Here is a 16,533-nt window from a genome sequence, read left to right on the forward strand (position 1 = left end):
CGGTATGGCGGCGCGGTTTTTTGAACTCAGTAACGCAGGCCCATTCCGCATGACGTCGTTAAAAGATATTCGGTCGCAATTTTTAAGCTTCTTTGAAGAGCGCGATCATTTTGTTGTGCCATCGGCACCGCTCGTGCCGCAAAACGACCCGACCTTGCTTTTTGTCAATGCGGGCATGGTTCCATTCAAGAATATTTTCACGGGCGCGGAAAAACGCGATTATGTTCGGGCCGCATCGTCGCAAAAATGCGTCCGTGCTGGCGGCAAGCATAACGATCTCGATAATGTGGGTTATACCGCGCGGCACCACACCTTCTTTGAGATGTTGGGCAATTTTTCCTTTGGTGATTATTTCAAAGAACAAGCAATCGAATCGGCCTGGACTTTGGTTCACAAAGAATTTGGTCTGCCTGCGGATAAATTGACCGTAACTGTCTATCACACCGATGACGAAGCCTTCGACCTTTGGCGCAAGATTGCGGGTCTGCCGGAAGAGCGGATCATTCGCATTGCGACTAACGATAATTATTGGGCGATGGGTGATACGGGGCCGTGCGGGCCGTGTTCCGAAATCTTTTATGATCATGGTGATCACATACCGGGCGGACCGCCAGGATCGCCGGATGAAGATGGAGACCGGTTTATCGAGATATGGAATCTCGTCTTCATGCAATTTGACCGGGCACCGGGCGGAAAAGAAACGCCGCTTCCCAAGCCGTCGATCGATACTGGAATGGGGCTAGAGCGAATTGCCGCCGTTCTTCAGGGCGTTCACGACAATTACGATATCGATCTCTTTAAAAAGCTTATTTCGGCATCGGTTGATTTAACCGGCCGTCCCGCAACCGGTGACGATACGCCAGCGCACAGAGTTATTGCCGACCATCTTCGCTCGACAAGTTTTCTCATCGCTGATGGCGTCGCCCCATCAAACGAAGGGCGCGGATATGTCTTGCGTCGGATCATGCGACGCGCGATGCGTTACGCGCATGGCCTAGGTGCGCGCGACCCGTTGATGTGTCGTTTGGCACCGGTGCTGGTCGAAGAAATGGGCGGGGCCTTCCCCGAATTGGTGCGCGCAGAGAATTTGATTATCGAGACGCTCCGGTCCGAGGAAGAGAAGTTCAAAAGCCTTTTGGAACGCGGTTTGAAATTGCTCGACGAGGAAACGTCAAACCTCAAGGACAATGCACCATTACCGGGTGAGGCGGCGTTCAAGCTCTATGACACATATGGTTTTCCGCTGGACCTGACCCAGGATGCGCTTCGCCGCCAAGGGCGCGAAGTTGATGTCGAAGGTTTTGACGCGGCAATGCGCGCCCAGCGCGAAGCTGCGAGAGCGGCGTGGGCGGGCTCTGGCGATGCAACAGACGAATCGGTCTGGTTTGATTTGCGCACGGAGCATGGGGCGACGGAATTTTTGGGCTATATGCACGATACAGCCGAGGGCGTCATTCAGGCGATCATTCGTGATGGAAAGCCGGTCGCCAACGCTAGTGCCGGGGATACGGTCGAGATCGTTGTCAACCAAACGCCGTTCTATGCCGAATCGGGTGGTCAGATTGGCGATAGCGGCGAGATCACCACAGAAGATGGTGTCCATATCGTTGTGAATGACACGAAGAAGCGCGTTGGCGCGCTACACGGACATATCGGCAAGATTGAACGCGGTGTTGTGAAGGTCGGTGACGTAGTGACATTGTCGATTGATGTTGCGCGCCGTAACCGTATCAGGTCAAACCATTCCGTCACGCATTTGGTGCATGCGGCACTGCGGGAAGTTTTGGGCGATCATGTATCCCAAAAAGGTTCGCTCGTCGCCGATGACCGGATGCGTTTTGACATTACGAATCCAAAAGCGATTTCTGAAGATGAGATCGCCGAGGTTGAACGTAGGGTCAACGAAGTCATCCGGCAAAATACCAAAGTCGATACCCGGATCATGTCCTATGACGATGCGGTTGAATCGGGTGCTATAGCGCTTTTCGGCGAAAAATATGAAGACGATGTCCGTGTACTGACAATGGGTGTTTCGTTGGATGGCGACAATAAACCCTATTCGGTCGAGCTTTGCGGCGGGACGCATGTACGGAATTTGGGCGATATTGCCTTGTTCAAAATTATCGGCGAGAGCGCCGTTTCCGCTGGCGTGCGCCGGATAGAAGCTGTGACCGGTGAGGCAGCGCGCCTATATCTTGAAAATCAGGCGAAGCTCGCGCGAACTGCGTCGGATCTTTTGAAAACCTCAATTGATGACCTGCCGCAGCGTGTGGGTGCGTTGGTCAGTGAGCGCAAAAAGCTAGAGCGCGAACTGGCTGAAGCGAAAAAGCAACTTGCCCTTGGCGGCGGCAATGCATCAGGCGGAGATCAGATTACCGAGATTGCAGGTATCAAATTTATCGGCAAGGTGCTTGACGGCGTTGCGGCAAAAGACCTGCGCGGTTTGGTCGATCAGGCGAAAAAACAACTCGAATCCGGTGTTGCGGCATTTATCAGCGTGAATGATGGAAAAGCGGCGCTGGCAGTGGGCGTAACAGATGATTTGAAGGACCGGCTATCGGCCGTAGACCTTGTGCGGGCAGGGGCCTCGTCTATTGGCGGTAAAGGTGGCGGCGGTCGCCCAGACATGGCGCAGGCTGGTGGCCCCGACGGCGCGAATGCGGCCGAGGCCATCAAGTCTATTGAACAGGCTATCGCCGGTTAATCGCGGATCGAAATATTTCCGCCTGATGATTTGTCGATGCGGGTCTGTTTCGGGTTGCCGTACACAGTGATGTTGCCGCCGCTTGAGGCATCAGCATCGATGCGTTTGGCGGCGAAAATGCGCAAATTTGCTCCTGAGGAAACATCCGCTTTCGCATGTTCACATTTGAAATCGTCTGCGTCGAGCGAAGCGCCGCTACTGCCATCGGCGTCTAGGTCGACGCATTTTCCGTGTAGTTCAGCCCGCGCACCGCTTGAAACCGACGCTTCGAATTCGGCCGCATCGATATTTTCTGCTTCGAGGGATGAGCCGCTCGAAACATCCACTTCTTCGAGACGCGGTAATTCAACATAGACAGTCACTTTGCCGTGCCGACCAGAAAATAATGATCCACGCTTGCGGCCAATTTCGAGTGTGTCGTCATCAAGCTCAAATCGCAAACTATCAATTGCTTTCTGATTGCCTTCGGCGCTGACTGAATAGTCCTCGCCGACGCGGACATCGACATTAACGCCAGCTGAGACATCGAGTTTTGAAAACCCTGCGAAACTATAGGTTTCGGTTTCGGCTGAAGCTGTGGTCGTTGCCAGCGCTATTGCTGACATTGCACCGGCTGCGGATAAAACTGCTTTCTTCATATGGCTCCCCTGGTCAGAAAGGTTAGTCTCGGTTTGCTTGTGAAGCGGGGCGAATTTTAATTTGACCGCCCGATGATTTGTCGATGAATACGCGCTCCGGTGATCCGTAGACAGATACGTGACCGCCGCTTGATGCATCGGCGACGAGCGATTTCTTTACGGAAATCTCTCCATGTCCGCCGCTGGAGACGTCAATATTTGCGTCGTTACATTTTAATTCGTGTGCTGCCAAATTAGCGCCACTGGAAATGTCGATTGTGCATTCGTCGCTGCGCCCATCAATCAACACCCGAGAGCCGCTCGATAGATCGGCGTAAAACGCTGGTGCATCGACTTTCTTGATCGTGGAATTGGACCCGGACGAGGCTTCGATGCCGGTGATTTTGGGCGCTGTGACGACGATGTGGAAGTCGGCTTTTTTCTGATGCCAACGCAGGCGATTGAATTCCCGTGATACGATCAAGGTGCGGTTTTTGACGCTAATATAAAGATCGCTGTAATCGCCATCCGTAGAATGGACAATGACCGATTGTGGGCCGCCGACGGTCGCGTCTAGCGAAAGCCCGGCGGAGACATCAATCCGCTCAAATTTTTCGAGGTCAAAGCTGCGTTCTTGGGCCGCCACGGGCAGGGCCAAAAAAACTAATCCAATCAAGAGCGCACATCGGTACATTCCGGTTCTCCAGTCGAGATACTATACACAGACCCCAGAGTTAGGGTCATGCTGCCATGCAACCAATTGAAATGCGAGATTTTTGCGGTGAGATGCAGGGTAATTGCGGGGGGATGAGGGCAATCGCCCCAAAATGCCCGGTCCAGATAGCATTTCGGGAGGGCGAACCCTCCCGAAACTCAGTGAAATAGTTGAATAATTTCCGTTTAGTTGGCCATCGCCTTGCGGAAATTTTCGTCGACTTTTTCAAGGAAGCCAGTGGTTGTGAGCCATTTTTGCTCCGCACCGATCAAGAGCGCGAGGTCTTTGGTCATGTATCCAGCTTCAACTGTTTTAATGACGGTTTCTTCGAGGGTCGTCGCGAATTTGATCAGGTCCTGATTGCCATCAAGTTTGCCGCGATGGGCAAGGCCACGGGTCCAGGCAAAGATCGACGCGATCGAGTTCGTCGAGGTTTCTTCGCCGCGCTGGTGGGCGCGATAGTGACGAGTAACAGTACCATGCGCCGCTTCCGCTTCGACCGTCTTGCCATCTGGCGACATGAGAACTGACGTCATCAGGCCGAGTGAACCAAAGCCCTGCGCAACTGTGTCTGACTGAACGTCGCCGTCATAGTTCTTACAAGCCCAGACATAACCGCCAGACCATTTCATGCAGGCCGCGACCATGTCGTCGATGAGGCGGTGTTCGTAAACGAGATTATGTTCGTCGAATTTCGCTTTGAATTCTGATTCGTACATCTCAGCGAAGATGTCTTTAAAGCGGCCATCATATTTCTTCATGATGGTGTTCTTCGTTGAGAGGTAAAGCGGATATTTGCGCTGAAGGGCGTAGTTAAAGCACGCACGGGCAAAATCCTGAATTGAAGCATCAAGATTATACATGCCCATATAGATACCGGCGCTTGGCGCGTCGAATACTTCATGTTCGATGACTTCGCCGTTTTTGCCTTCCCATTTCAGTGAAAGCTTGCCTTCGCTCGGGAAGAGCATGTCGGTGGCGCGATACTGATCGCCGAAAGCGTGACGGCCGATGATGACCGGCTGGGTCCAGCCCGGCACAAGGCGAGGAACATTGCGGATGATGATTGGCTCGCGGAAAACAACGCCGCCGAGAATGTTACGGATCGTGCCGTTCGGCGAGCGCCACATTTTCTTGAGGCCGAATTCTTCGACCCGCGCTTCATCAGGTGTGATGGTCGCGCATTTAACAGCAACGCCGTATTTCTTGGTCGCTTCAGCCGCGTCGATGGTGATCTGGTCATCAGTGGCGTCCCGGCTTTCCATACCGAGATCGAAATATTTTAAATCCACATCCAGATAAGGATAAATCAGCTTATCCTTGATCATCTGCCAGATGATGCGGGTCATCTCGTCCCCGTCCATTTCAACGACTGGATTTTCAACTTTGATTTTCTGCATGGAATTTCCTACCGGACGTAATGAATGCGCTAAAAATGCGCGTATTGATAATTTCTGTTTAAGGTGGGCGTGGCGCTCTTAGCATTGGGTGCCGCCTCGTGGAAGGGGGGCGCGCCCAATACCTTTACGAATAGCCAATTTTTGAGTGAGGCAAGCCAAGAGGCAATGACAGACAAGACGACTGATAAACCATCGGCGACTGGCCGAATTCCCCGTCGCGATGGCCGCGGAACCCTTGGCGCTGCGCCAATTTTTGTGCTCGTCGAGCCGCAAATGGGAGAAAATATAGGGGCTTGCGCCCGTGCGATGCTCAATTTCGGTTTATCCGGCCTGCGTTTGGTCAATCCCCGCGACGGCTGGCCGAATGAGAAGGCTGGGGCGATGGCCGCCGGGGCAACGATCGTGATCGATCAAACCAGAGTTTTTGATTCGACTGTCGATGCGATCGCCGATTGCCAATATGTGATCGCGACCACGGCACGTCCGCGAGAGGTATTATTACCGGTCTTGACCCCAACTGAAGCGGCTACAGCGCTGAAAAAGCGGATTGCAGGTGGGGAAAAATGTGCTGTTCTTTTCGGCGGGGAGCGCTCGGGCCTTTCTACGAAAGATGTAATGCATGCGGACGCTATCGTCTCCATTCCTGTGAACCCTGCTTTTGCTTCCCTCAATCTGGGGCAGGCAGCACTGTTAATTGCTTATGAATGGGCAATCGCCGACGACAATGAAACGTTCGCAGCGCCAGAGCCGGAAATGATTCCAGCGGCCAAAGAAAACTTCGAACGATTTTTTGCGCATCTCGTAAAAGAACTTGATGAGGCGCGATATTTCTATCCGGAGGACAAACGGGTTAATCGGCAAAATAAGCTAAAAGCGGCGTTTCAACGGGCCGGTCTAACCGAGGGTGAGGTTCGCTCGCTCCGCGGCGTCATCAAAGCGCTGGTGACAAAGCGCAAGCAGGACTGAAAAAAAGGGGCGTTCACGGATTGAGTGGACGGGCGGGATATGGATCAACGGGTGGATATTGAGCGCATTGAAAAGGCAGAAAGCCTGAGCCAGCATCGCTTCAAATATTATGATTTCGCGATGGCTGCCACATGCGTCATTATCGTGTGTGCGAATATCATAGGCGCAGGCAAGGTTTCGACAATTGCCGGGTTTACCTTCGGGGCGGGGGTTTTGTTCTTCCCGCTTTCATATGTGCTCGGCGATGTTTTAACGGAAGTTTATGGTTACGCGCGGGCGCGGCGCGTTATCTGGGCCGGTTTCATCGCGGCAGCTTTTGCAGCGGGCATGGCAGCATTTATCACGGCAATGCCGCCAGCCGATGGTTGGAATCAGGATTTGGGCGGCATTTCAAAACAGGACGCTTTTGCGCTGAATTTCGGACAAGCACCGAGAATCGTTTTTGCGTCAATCGTCGCTATATGGGCCGGTGAGATGTCCAATGCATTCGTGATGGCGCGAATGAAGGTTGCATCTGGCGGCAAGTCGCTTTGGCAACGAACAATCGGATCAACCATTGTCGGCCAAGGCATCGATACTTTGTTGTTCTATCCGTTGGCCTTCGCCGGGGTTTGGTCCGTTGAGCTAATTCTCACGGTGATGGCCACCAATTATGTACTGAAAGTTTTGTGGGAAGCCTTGCTGACGCCGGTGACCTATCGTGTTGTGGGCGCGCTCAAACGTGCGGAAGGCGTGGATGTCTATGATCGGGAAACAGAATTCACGCCGTTCTCGATCCGATCCTGAGGCCACTTTCGCGCTGGCTGTGGGGCGCGCTTGCCGCTCGGGAATAAACCTGAGTAAACTCATGAGTGTAAGTGACCCGCAGACTGTCACAATAAAAACGAGGTCGAGGAATGCCTGATGACCATAAGCAACCGATAGAGCCGACGGTAATCCGATCGGGCCGGGGGCCGCGCATTGCCATTCTTGGTGCTGGTTTCGCCGGTATGGGAATGGCAATCAGGTTGCGTCAGGAAGGCTTCGATAATTTCACGATCTATGAAAAAGCCGAAGACGTTGGCGGTACATGGCGCGAAAATACCTATCCCGGCGTAGCGTGTGATGTGCCGTCCCATCTTTATTCCTTTTCGTTCGAAGCTAATCCGAACTGGTCAAAGCGCTACTCACCGGGGCCGGAAATATTGGCGTATCTTCGCCATTGCGCCCGAAAATATGATCTGTACAGATCAATAGAATTTGGAAAAACCGTAAAAGCAGCGCGCCATGACGGCGCAGTCTGGCATGTCGAATTCGCGGATGGCGAAACGGTTATTGCTGATTTTGTCATCAGCGGGCTTGGCGGTCTTCACAAGCCAAGCTTTCCTGACATCGAAGGGTTAAACGATTTTGACGGACCGGTTTTTCATACGGCGCAATGGCGCGACGATGTGGATTTAACCGGCAAGCGGGTTGCGATTATTGGGTCCGCGGCGAGCGCCGTGCAGGTTGTACCGGAAATTGTGCCACAGGTCGCGCATCTTGATGTCTATCAGCGAACTGCAAACTGGGTCATGGCGCGCAATAGCTATGCCTATCCGGGATGGTTGCAGGCGCTCTTTAGAAAGATGCCGTTTCTTGCGCGGCTTTATCGCGGTCATTATTTCAAGATGGCGGAATGGCGCTTCGACCTGTTCAAAAATCGCGATAGCCGCATTAAGCGCATGTCGCAAAAATTATTCACGCGCCATATGACAGCGCAGGTGCCGGATCCAGATTTGCGCAAAAAACTGACGCCAAACTTCCCTATAGGGTGTAAGCGTATTCTGATTTCCGATGATTACCTGCCGGCGATCCAGCGTGAAAATGTTGATCTGATCACCGAAGGTATCGATCAGGTGACCAAAACCGGTCTTCGGACGAAAGATGGCCAGGCGCGCGATGTTGATGTCATCATATTGGCAACCGGCTTTAAGCCATTTGATATTCTGGAATCGATTGATGTCATCGGTCCCGCTGGAACAAGTCTCAAAGATTATTGGGAGGAGGGGGTAAGGGCACATCGCACGATTGCGGTACCGGGGTTTCCGAACTTCTTTCTTTTGCTCGGGCCGAATTCCGGTTTAGGGCACAACTCGGTCATCCTGATGATCGAGGCGCAGGTGAATTATATCCTCAAACTCATGGGCGGTATCTCCGATCCTGAGCGCCATCTTATTGAGCCATCCGAAGAAGCGATGGAGAAATTTGACCAACGCCTTCAAAGCGAATTGGGCAATCGTGTTTGGTCAGCCAATTGTGGCGCGTGGTATGTTGACGCTAGCGGGCGAAACTATACTCTGTACCCTGATAGTGTTACCGATTATTTGCGCGAAATGCGATCGCCGGACCTCGGCGAGTATAAGATCTCGGAAAAAGAGTTAATTCTCGCGAATTAGTTGTGAAATATAGCGTAGTCACAACGTAGGATGGTCCAAAAGAGAAAATTTAATTAAAATTGATATCGGCACCTATTGTGCATTGCCAACAAGAATGTCTTTTTAATCCATAGCTTAATTGTGGGGATGTACCATGTTGAAACTAATTACGTCAGCTGCGGCGGCGATTATGGCGTTTGCCATTGTGCCTGCGCATGCTGGTCTTGTTTATATCGGGACCTATTCAGGTAACGATAATGCCAATGGCAATAATAATGGCCAAAACAACGATATCTCGGATGAGATTTTCGCGTTTAATGGCGACACAACAGTTGAGCAACTTGCGAAGATTGATGTCTGTAATCCCGCTTCAGACGTCGATTGCTTACCGAATGGCCAAAAGCCGACCAATGGCGCAGTGAATGCGTCTGCCTTTACGCTTGTGAATAATGGCGCGTCTGGTTCTGTTGATTTTGATCTGACCGGATCTGGCTATGGTCTTGAATATGTCGTTCTGAAAGCAAGCAACAGCTTCGCGTTGTTCTATTGGGATATGGATCCGCTGGTCGGATCATTCCTTTGGCAAATTGCGGGTTACATCACGACGAATGGTGGGCAGACACCGGACCTCTCGCACATCACTTTCTATGGTGGTGAGGCTGTGAGCGATATTCCGTTGCCGGCGGCCGTTTGGTTGATGGGTGCCGGTCTTGCTGGGCTTGGTTTTTCAAGCCGTGGTCGCAAGCGGGCCTGATAACGCTCAAAACGATTTTGTTTGATGGAGAACCCGCCAATTTGGCGGGTTTTTCATTGCGAGCGGTTTGATTCTGAATTGGGTTTGACTCTGAATTGGCGCACCGCTATAGCCGGGCGCTCTGAAACGGGAAGACGCGTGGACCGCCGTTTTAATCGCATCAAGGATAGGCTTTGGTGCCGGGCCGCGTCGAGAGTGAGGAAGAATGTCTAAGCGTATTAACGCCAAGCATAAGCTTGACCGCCGCGTTGGCGAAAATGTCTGGGGTCGCCCCAAATCTCCTATCAACAAGCGTGACTATGGTCCTGGCATGCACGGCCAGCGCCGCAAGGGCAAGAAGTCAGACTTCGGCCTGCAGTTGATGGCTAAGCAAAAGCTCAAAGGCTATTACGGCAGCATCTCCGAGAAGCATTTCGAGCGCACCTATAACGAAGCTGTGCGCCGCCGGGGTAACACCGCTGAAAACCTCATTGGCCTCCTTGAGAGCCGCCTTGATGCGATCGTCTACCGCGCGAAATTCGTCCCGACGGTTTTTGCTGCGCGTCAGTTCGTAAATCACGGCCATGTTCTCTTGAATGGGGTTAAAACAAACATCCCTTCAGTTCGTCTGAAGCCTGGTGATGTTGTTGAAATTAAAGAGAAATCCAAGAATATGGCGCTGGTTCTCGAAGCGCTTCAAAGCGCTGAGCGCGATATTCCGGATTATATCGAAGTCGATCCCAAGAAGATGACAGTAACTTATCTTCGCGTGCCTGAATTCGCTGAAGTGCCATATCCGTGCACGATGGAGCCGAATCTGGTCGTCGAATACTACTCTTCGTAACGCGATCAATATTGAGTTTAGAAAAGCCGCCTTCGGGCGGCTTTTTTATTGACCAGGAATCGATTCGTTTAACGCAACTATTTCTATGCATCCGAGCGGCAATACAGATTCGGATCTATGGTGAATTTGCTGGAATTCGCTTTTTGTACTCTTTGAAATCGTTTGATCGCTATTTTCAAACCTTCCGCCGCGATGGAAAGGCAGTTCATCCTGTGCCCTTGCTGCAACAGGCGGTCTGGAATGTAAGTCTAAGACTAACAAAAATGTCATAAACTAGTGAGTTTTGCTGCTACTGCGATAAGCTCCTTTCAAGTCTGGCAGGGGTGCAAGGCCGACATGTGACAACTGAGGGGTTGTGGCCGTCCGCGCGCCCGCTGGTCTTTGGATCATGCAAGGGAGCACAATATGTCCAAATCTGTAATGCGTAGGGGTCTGCCTGGTCTCCTGACTACGGCCTCTGTGGGGGCGATAATGATTTCGACTCCTGTCTATGCGCAGGATGTTGAAACTATCCCCGAAGCAAGCGAAGAGAGCAGCGACGAACGTGATGTTGTCGTTGTTACGGGATCTCGTATTCGTAAAGACGAATTTTCGAGCTCAGGCCCAATTCAGGTTATCGACCCTGAACTCGGATCGCTGGCTGGGACAATCGACGCTGCGGCGTTGATTCAGTCGTCATCGGTTGCGTCTGGTTCGGCCCAGACCACGGCGGCGATTTCTTCTAACTTCGTTACCAATGGTGGTGCCGGTGCGGCTACGATTTCACTTCGTGGTCTCGGCGCTGAACGTACGCTGGTTCTATTGAACGGCCGTCGTGCTGGCCCAGCGGGTACGCGTGGTGCGGTTTCGTCATTCGACCTTAACGTTCTACCGACTTCAATCATTTCGAATATCGAAATTCTGAAAGACGGTGCGTCTTCGATTTACGGTTCTGACGCGGTTGCTGGTGTTGTGAACATCATCACCAAGCGGGATACGGATGGCATCGAGTTCGATTTCTTTGGAACGCAGCCATTCGATTCAGGCGGCGAAGAATATCGCGCAAGTGCCACATGGGGTAAGACCTTTGATCGCGGCCACATTCTTCTGTCTGGTGACTACTACAAGCGTAAAGAGCTTGCGCGTGGCGATCGTAAATATCTGGAATGCGGCGAGGAGCGGATCTTTGATGCGCCAGGCGGCAACCGGATTGATCCAATCGATCCACGGACCGGCAACTTCCGTTGTACGGACGACGTTCCATGGGGCCATATCTGGATTTATGACGTCCATTATTATGACTATCTCTATGGTTACACGACAAACCCGACTTCAAACATTCCGGATAGTGGTTTGTTCCAGGTCACTCAGTTCCAGTATAATTATGCTGGCGACAACCTGCAGAACTATATTCCGGGACTGCCGGCTCCGCGTGATGCGTCTGACCTTGGCGTTCCGGATGGCTTCTTCCCGGTTGCTTATGACCCTGCATCATCAGCAATCTTCAACGAACAGTCACAGTTCGTGCCGGAAACAACGGTTATCCCGGAAACGACTCGCTACTCGGCTTATTTCGATGGCGCTTATCAGCTCTCGGAAGGTGTCGAGGTTTACGGTGAATTCCTGTTCAACCGTCGTGAGACCTACATCAACAGCTATCGTCAGTTCTGGACATTCGGTCTGACATCAGCACCGTCATCGATTGAATTCTTCGGTGCGGGTCCGAACCCATTTGACGCGGCAACAGGTCCATACCTGACCAGCCCGACAGCGGTTACAAACCATGCTGACAGCTCCCAGCGGGTTGACTATTACCGCGGTGTCGGTGGTTTCCGTGGTGAATTCGAAGGTGGTGGCCTCGATGGATGGGCGTGGGATGTTTATTCCCAGTACAGCCGTTCGAAAGGCCTATATCGCAATGATCAGGTCTATCAGGACGCGATCGATTATCAGTATGCCATCGGTTACGGTTACTTCCCGGCAGGGTGTGAAGGCAATGTCACCCCAATCAGTGGAACAGACTGTGTCACGGTTGACTGGTGGGATCCTGAGTTCCTTCGCGGTAACATTCCTGCAGATGCCGCTGCGCACCTGTTTGGTACTGAAGAAGGTTCAACGGTTTACACCCAGCTTTACTTTGAAGGCATCCTGACGGGTAACATCGTCGAACTTCCTGCTGGTCCTTTGGGGGCTGCGTTTGGTGCAACTTGGCGTCGTGATAAAATCGACGATATTCCGGGTGAAATCACACGCGCACCTGATCCTGCAAATCCGGGTGAATTCGTTAACAACGCGTGGTCAACCAGTGCTGCCGGCCGTACGACAGGTAGTAGTGAAACGCTCGAATTCTTCGGCGAGCTGAACATTCCGCTGATCCGTGATGTGCCGGGCATCCAACTATTCGAAGTTGGCGCTGCTGGTCGTTACACAGATGTGAGCACAGTTGGCACAGATGAAACCTGGAAGGTAAGTGCAAACTGGGTCGTCACTGACTGGCTGACATTTGGTGGTACGATGGGTACGTCGTTCCGTGCTCCGGCATTGTTCGAATTGTTCCTCGCAGACCAGACGTCATCGCTTAGCCAGCGGTCAATCGACCCATGTATCCAGTGGGGAACATTGCTCGCGAGTGGTGATATCTCACAGCAGCTCGCTGATAACTGTGCGGCACAGGGCGTTCCAGCGAACCACCCAGGCGGCGGTATCAGTGCGACGATCATCACCGGTGGTGGTCTAGGTGTTCTGGCACCAGAAACGTCGAAAGCGAAAACAGCGAGTGCGACCCTGCGTTTGGATCCGATCCTTCCGGATACAACTCAGATCAGTATTCGTGGTGACTACTTCGACATCGAAGTGAATGGTGAGATCGCACAGCTTGGTGCGGGTAACATCATTGCTGGATGCTTGACCTCCGACTTCTTCCCAACCGATCCACTGTGTAGCCTCTTCTCACGTGGTGCGCAGGGTAACGTGAATAACATTTCAACGGTTCGTGACAGTTTCATCAACGTGAACAGTCAGAAAAACCGCGGTGTGGACGTTACCGTTCGGATCGATCAGGAACTTCCGAAGAACTGGGGTGATATCCAGATCATTTCTCAAATGACGTGGCAGCTTGAAGACAACATCGCGTTATTTGCAGGCACGACTGAGAACCTCAACGGTGAAGCTGGTGAGCCGAAATATACTGGCGATCTGAACTTCATCTGGGAGAAAGACACTTGGTCATTGCTTTGGTCAATTGACTACTTCGGATCAACAAGCGATCTCGAAGACTTCTCTAACGCAACCGGTAGCCCGGATGGCTGCGGTATTTCCGATACGTCGCATGTCGCACCATATTGTGTTGATGTGTATGCGGAGCGGAAAATCTATAACAGTGCTTCAATTGGTAAGACGTTCAACGATGATCAAATCAAACTGATCGTCGGTGTTGCGAACCTCTTCGACACTGAACCGCCACGCATTTCCGAGTACGGTATTAACCGTCGTCAATCTCCGACGGTTGGTTCTGTGCCTTACCAGTCGCAATATGACTTTGTCGGACGCCGCGTGTTCGTCAATCTGAAAGCGGCCTTCTAAGGCGCAATCGATAAAAATCGGAAAGGGACGATGGTTTGGCCATCGTCCCTTTTGTTTTTCTGGCCTTTTATGTCTGGGCCTTTTGCTATTTTGGTAAGACCGAATTAGATTTTTCGGTAAATGATCCTCAAACGAGACAAGAACAGGTGCGACAATGCCGCGAGTCCTAATGAAGCCCGATACCCTCAACGAGGAGAACCGGAAGTTCGAGCAAACCCCGTTAAAACAGCCGTTATTTGTAAATTCGGTCCCTAAAAGTGGAACTCACTTATTACGTAATATCGTGCGTATGTTTGTGCCGGTCGAACAGCAATATGACGCGCAGTTTATTCAGTACCCAAACCTACAAGAGCACTTGGGCGCTTTCGACAAGGAAAAATGTAATTTGAGTTGGGGGCACTTGCTGTTCTCCGATGCCTCCGCGATGGAACTGACGGGTGTCCGCAAGATTGTCCTTTACCGCGACCCACATAGTTGGGTCTTGGCGCGTGCGCGGTTCTTCCTGTCAGATGAATTCACCGGTAATATCGAACACGTAAAAGGTGGACGTATCTCGGTTGAAGAACTCCTCAACCTGATGATTTTCGGTATTTATCAAAAAGTGCCGTCGCTGCTCGACCTCTATATGCATAACGCTGTTGCCTGGATGGGAACCGTTAATGCAATGGTCAAATATGAAGAGCTTGTCGCCGCTGTAAAAAATATCGACGAGTTAGAATCGGAAGTCTATTTCCGAAAACTACTCGGCCAATGCGGCGTTGATCCTATCCCAGAGGATTGGCGCGAGCGCGTGAAGGTCGGATCTGACCGTAAACAAAGCGGTACCGCACGTGAGAACCTATCCGGTCTGTCGGTGGAGATACCTAGCGAGCTTCCGGAAACACAGAAAAAACTTGTCGAGTTCGTGGCACCGGGCCTGCGAAAATTATTGGGCTACGAATAGCTTTAAAAAAGGCCCTCTATGAGGGCCTTTTTCTTAGTTTACGCGATTTTTTAATTCCGCAATCAGGGCATCAATGCCTCGTTCGCCGCCGCCATTATTGGCGATGATTGAGGTGAACTGGCTTCGTTGTTCAATGGCAAGCCAGACATTATCTGCGCCGGCATCAACGACTGTCATGTCGCCATCGCGCGAGCGATATACCCGCCAATGGATCACCGCATTGGCGAAAGGATCACCGGGTTCCGGGTTTTCGATTTTAGAATTGACAATAATATCACGCTCCGAACGGTCGACCGAACCCGTCACATTTAGGCGCTGCCCAGCATAATCGGAGAGGGTGTTTTGATAGATTTGCGTCGCGTAACGTTGAAATAACGGGTAATAGGCGGTCGCCTGTTCGTCCGTCATCTGACGCGCATACTGCCCCAGCACAAAACGCCCAATGCGCCGCATATCGACATGCTTGTCGACAAGCACCTCGATCGCCGCAAACATCTCGTCGCGGTCACTTATGCTGAGGGCCGGTTCCGCTTCATCGAGAATAGCCTGAACAAAATTCTCCGCGCTTTTATCTGCGAAAGCAGGTTGCGCCGAAAGAGTCAAAGCCAGTCCCGCGAAAACGGCGCGGGTCACTGTTGATCGAAACGCAGCAAAGATTTGCATGGTGTTCTCCGGTGAAGGGGTATTTTTTGGGTGCTTATTCGAGTTCGTCAAATTCTTCGAAATCGCCAATATCAGGCAGATCATCAAAGTTCGTTCTACCGTTTGAGATTTCGCGCTTGCGCGACTGCAGGTAGAAGCTGCGAATTGAGGCATAATAATCGAGCGAATCCGCTTCGATATCCGCCAGCGGTTCAATAAGTGGTTCGCGCGCAGAGAGAAGGGATGTGCCGGCCCGCGTGTAGCGGAAATATTTTGCGGGATCCGTTCTGATCCAAATTGCGGGGTCAATGGCAATATCAACGCCCGCGCCCATACCGTCGCGTAGTGTGCTTGGACCAAAGAACGGCAAAACCAGATAAGGGCCGGGCTTTACGCCCCAAACCGCGAGGGTTTGTCCAAAATCTTCTGAGTGCTGAGCAATGCCCATGCGCTCTGCGGGATCGCCCATGCCGCCGAACCCGATTGTTGAATTAACGACAAACCGGCTGGCTGTGTTACCCGCGCGGCCAAATTCACCTTGCAAAATATCGTTCACCAAAATGACTGGCGTGCGAAGATTGGCCAGAAAGTTCCTGATGCCTTTGCGTTGTTTTTTGTGCGTGACCGCGCGATAGGCTTTCGCCGCAGGGACGAATAACGCTCTGTCTAAACTGTTGTTGACCGAGAACATCTTGCGATTAAAGCCTTCCCAAGGGTCGGCAACCGCCGTTGTTTCCGTCGGGGTATTTTCGAGTTCTGTCGCGAGGCTGTCGGGGTCGGCCGCGCCCGTTAGCTGTGCGTGGGCCGGCATGACCAATGGCACGCAAAGGGCGATCGGCAAGATAGCTTTTTTCAGAACGGACGTGGTCATTTGGGCTTTTCCCCGTAAAGCAGTTCGAAACGTCAATTTAGACCACAATCATGGCCCGTTTCGGGCGTGAATATAAGCGTTTGCGGCAAGCAAACAATGAAACTCTAGATAGAGTTCACGTGATCGCAGCCCTTACCGGTG

13 protein-coding genes are annotated in these 16,533 nt (G+C 52.0%); 8 read left to right on the plus strand and 5 right to left on the minus strand.

What is annotated here, in order from left to right:
- Nucleotides 1-49: 49 nt before the first annotated feature.
- A complete protein-coding gene (alaS, locus tag ABFZ83_RS01035; protein WP_411817577.1) occupies nucleotides 50-2,704 on the plus strand; it encodes an alanine--tRNA ligase in 2,655 nt (884 codons plus the stop codon).
- Here the strand turns inward: alaS and ABFZ83_RS01040 are convergent.
- The 3 genes from ABFZ83_RS01040 to ABFZ83_RS01050 form a co-directional block, all read right to left on the minus strand.
- Nucleotides 2,701-3,342 carry a head GIN domain-containing protein gene (locus tag ABFZ83_RS01040; RefSeq protein ID WP_411817578.1) on the minus strand — a complete coding sequence of 214 codons (642 nt, stop codon included), beginning with the start codon at nucleotides 3,340-3,342 and terminating at the stop codon, nucleotides 2,701-2,703. The genes alaS and ABFZ83_RS01040 overlap by 4 nt on opposite strands.
- A 22-nt stretch (nucleotides 3,343-3,364) precedes the next feature.
- Nucleotides 3,365-4,015 carry a GIN domain-containing protein gene (locus tag ABFZ83_RS01045; protein WP_411817579.1) on the minus strand — a complete coding sequence of 217 codons (651 nt, stop codon included), beginning with the start codon at nucleotides 4,013-4,015 and terminating at the stop codon, nucleotides 3,365-3,367.
- Nucleotides 4,016-4,221: 206 nt separating this feature from the next.
- Complete coding sequence (locus ABFZ83_RS01050; RefSeq protein ID WP_411817580.1) at nucleotides 4,222-5,436, minus strand: NADP-dependent isocitrate dehydrogenase; 1,215 nt, start codon at nucleotides 5,434-5,436, stop codon at nucleotides 4,222-4,224.
- Between the two features lie 165 nt (nucleotides 5,437-5,601).
- Between ABFZ83_RS01050 and ABFZ83_RS01055 the strand changes: the two genes are divergently transcribed.
- The 7 genes from ABFZ83_RS01055 to ABFZ83_RS01085 all read left to right on the plus strand — a co-directional run bounded on the left by ABFZ83_RS01055 (nucleotide 5,602) and on the right by ABFZ83_RS01085 (nucleotide 14,879).
- Nucleotides 5,602-6,402 (plus strand): RNA methyltransferase, encoded by an 801-nt coding sequence (locus ABFZ83_RS01055; protein WP_411817581.1) that lies wholly within the window; start codon nucleotides 5,602-5,604, stop codon nucleotides 6,400-6,402.
- 39 nt (nucleotides 6,403-6,441) lie between these two features.
- On the plus strand, nucleotides 6,442-7,188 hold the full coding sequence (locus ABFZ83_RS01060) for a queuosine precursor transporter (protein WP_411817582.1): 747 nt from the start codon (nucleotides 6,442-6,444) through the stop codon (nucleotides 7,186-7,188).
- A gap of 110 nt (nucleotides 7,189-7,298) precedes the next feature.
- The gene (locus ABFZ83_RS01065) at nucleotides 7,299-8,819 is read left to right on the plus strand and encodes a flavin-containing monooxygenase (RefSeq protein WP_411817583.1); all 1,521 of its coding nucleotides are present in this window, start codon (nucleotides 7,299-7,301) and stop codon (nucleotides 8,817-8,819) included.
- A gap of 133 nt (nucleotides 8,820-8,952) precedes the next feature.
- On the plus strand, nucleotides 8,953-9,552 hold the full coding sequence (locus ABFZ83_RS01070; protein WP_411817584.1) for a VPLPA-CTERM sorting domain-containing protein: 600 nt from the start codon (nucleotides 8,953-8,955) through the stop codon (nucleotides 9,550-9,552).
- Between the two features lie 205 nt (nucleotides 9,553-9,757).
- Nucleotides 9,758-10,375, plus strand: coding sequence for a 30S ribosomal protein S4 (gene rpsD / locus ABFZ83_RS01075; RefSeq protein ID WP_411817585.1), 618 nt, complete (start codon nucleotides 9,758-9,760; stop codon nucleotides 10,373-10,375).
- 471 nt (nucleotides 10,376-10,846) lie between these two features.
- On the plus strand, nucleotides 10,847-13,936 hold the full coding sequence (locus tag ABFZ83_RS01080) for a TonB-dependent receptor domain-containing protein (protein ID WP_411817586.1): 3,090 nt from the start codon (nucleotides 10,847-10,849) through the stop codon (nucleotides 13,934-13,936).
- Between the two features lie 169 nt (nucleotides 13,937-14,105).
- Complete coding sequence (locus tag ABFZ83_RS01085; RefSeq protein WP_411817587.1) at nucleotides 14,106-14,879, plus strand: hypothetical protein; 774 nt, start codon at nucleotides 14,106-14,108, stop codon at nucleotides 14,877-14,879.
- A 33-nt stretch (nucleotides 14,880-14,912) separates the two neighbouring features.
- Here the strand turns inward: ABFZ83_RS01085 and ABFZ83_RS01090 are convergent, their stop codons facing one another.
- Entirely contained in the window at nucleotides 14,913-15,542 is a 630-nt protein-coding gene (locus ABFZ83_RS01090; RefSeq protein WP_411817588.1) for a phospholipid-binding protein MlaC, read from the minus strand.
- Nucleotides 15,543-15,576: 34 nt separating this feature from the next.
- Nucleotides 15,577-16,392, minus strand: coding sequence for a VacJ family lipoprotein (locus tag ABFZ83_RS01095; protein WP_411817589.1), 816 nt, complete (start codon nucleotides 16,390-16,392; stop codon nucleotides 15,577-15,579).
- Nucleotides 16,393-16,533 lie beyond the last annotated feature (141 nt).

Source organism: Hyphococcus formosus, from assembly GCF_046736345.1.
GTDB classification, from domain to species: Bacteria; Pseudomonadota; Alphaproteobacteria; order Caulobacterales; family Parvularculaceae; genus Hyphococcus; species Hyphococcus formosus.

What these genes read in the sequence shown, in the direction of transcription:
- ABFZ83_RS01040 (WP_411817578.1), bottom strand. Translation starts at nt 3,342, where the DNA reads ATGAAGAAAGCAGTTTTATCCGCAGCCGGTGCAATGTCAGCAATAGCG.
- ABFZ83_RS01090 (WP_411817588.1), bottom strand. Translation starts at nt 15,542, where the DNA reads ATGCAAATCTTTGCTGCGTTTCGATCAACAGTGACCCGCGCCGTTTTC.
- ABFZ83_RS01060 (WP_411817582.1), top strand. Translation starts at nt 6,442, where the DNA reads ATGGATCAACGGGTGGATATTGAGCGCATTGAAAAGGCAGAAAGCCTG.
- ABFZ83_RS01070 (WP_411817584.1), top strand. Translation starts at nt 8,953, where the DNA reads ATGTTGAAACTAATTACGTCAGCTGCGGCGGCGATTATGGCGTTTGCC.
- rpsD (WP_411817585.1), top strand. Translation starts at nt 9,758, where the DNA reads ATGTCTAAGCGTATTAACGCCAAGCATAAGCTTGACCGCCGCGTTGGC.
- ABFZ83_RS01065 (WP_411817583.1), top strand. Translation starts at nt 7,299, where the DNA reads ATGCCTGATGACCATAAGCAACCGATAGAGCCGACGGTAATCCGATCG.
- ABFZ83_RS01095 (WP_411817589.1), bottom strand. Translation starts at nt 16,392, where the DNA reads ATGACCACGTCCGTTCTGAAAAAAGCTATCTTGCCGATCGCCCTTTGC.
- ABFZ83_RS01045 (WP_411817579.1), bottom strand. Translation starts at nt 4,015, where the DNA reads ATGTACCGATGTGCGCTCTTGATTGGATTAGTTTTTTTGGCCCTGCCC.
- ABFZ83_RS01055 (WP_411817581.1), top strand. Translation starts at nt 5,602, where the DNA reads ATGACAGACAAGACGACTGATAAACCATCGGCGACTGGCCGAATTCCC.
- alaS (WP_411817577.1), top strand. Translation starts at nt 50, where the DNA reads ATGACGTCGTTAAAAGATATTCGGTCGCAATTTTTAAGCTTCTTTGAA.
- ABFZ83_RS01085 (WP_411817587.1), top strand. Translation starts at nt 14,106, where the DNA reads ATGAAGCCCGATACCCTCAACGAGGAGAACCGGAAGTTCGAGCAAACC.
- ABFZ83_RS01080 (WP_411817586.1), top strand. Translation starts at nt 10,847, where the DNA reads ATGATTTCGACTCCTGTCTATGCGCAGGATGTTGAAACTATCCCCGAA.
- ABFZ83_RS01050 (WP_411817580.1), bottom strand. Translation starts at nt 5,436, where the DNA reads ATGCAGAAAATCAAAGTTGAAAATCCAGTCGTTGAAATGGACGGGGAC.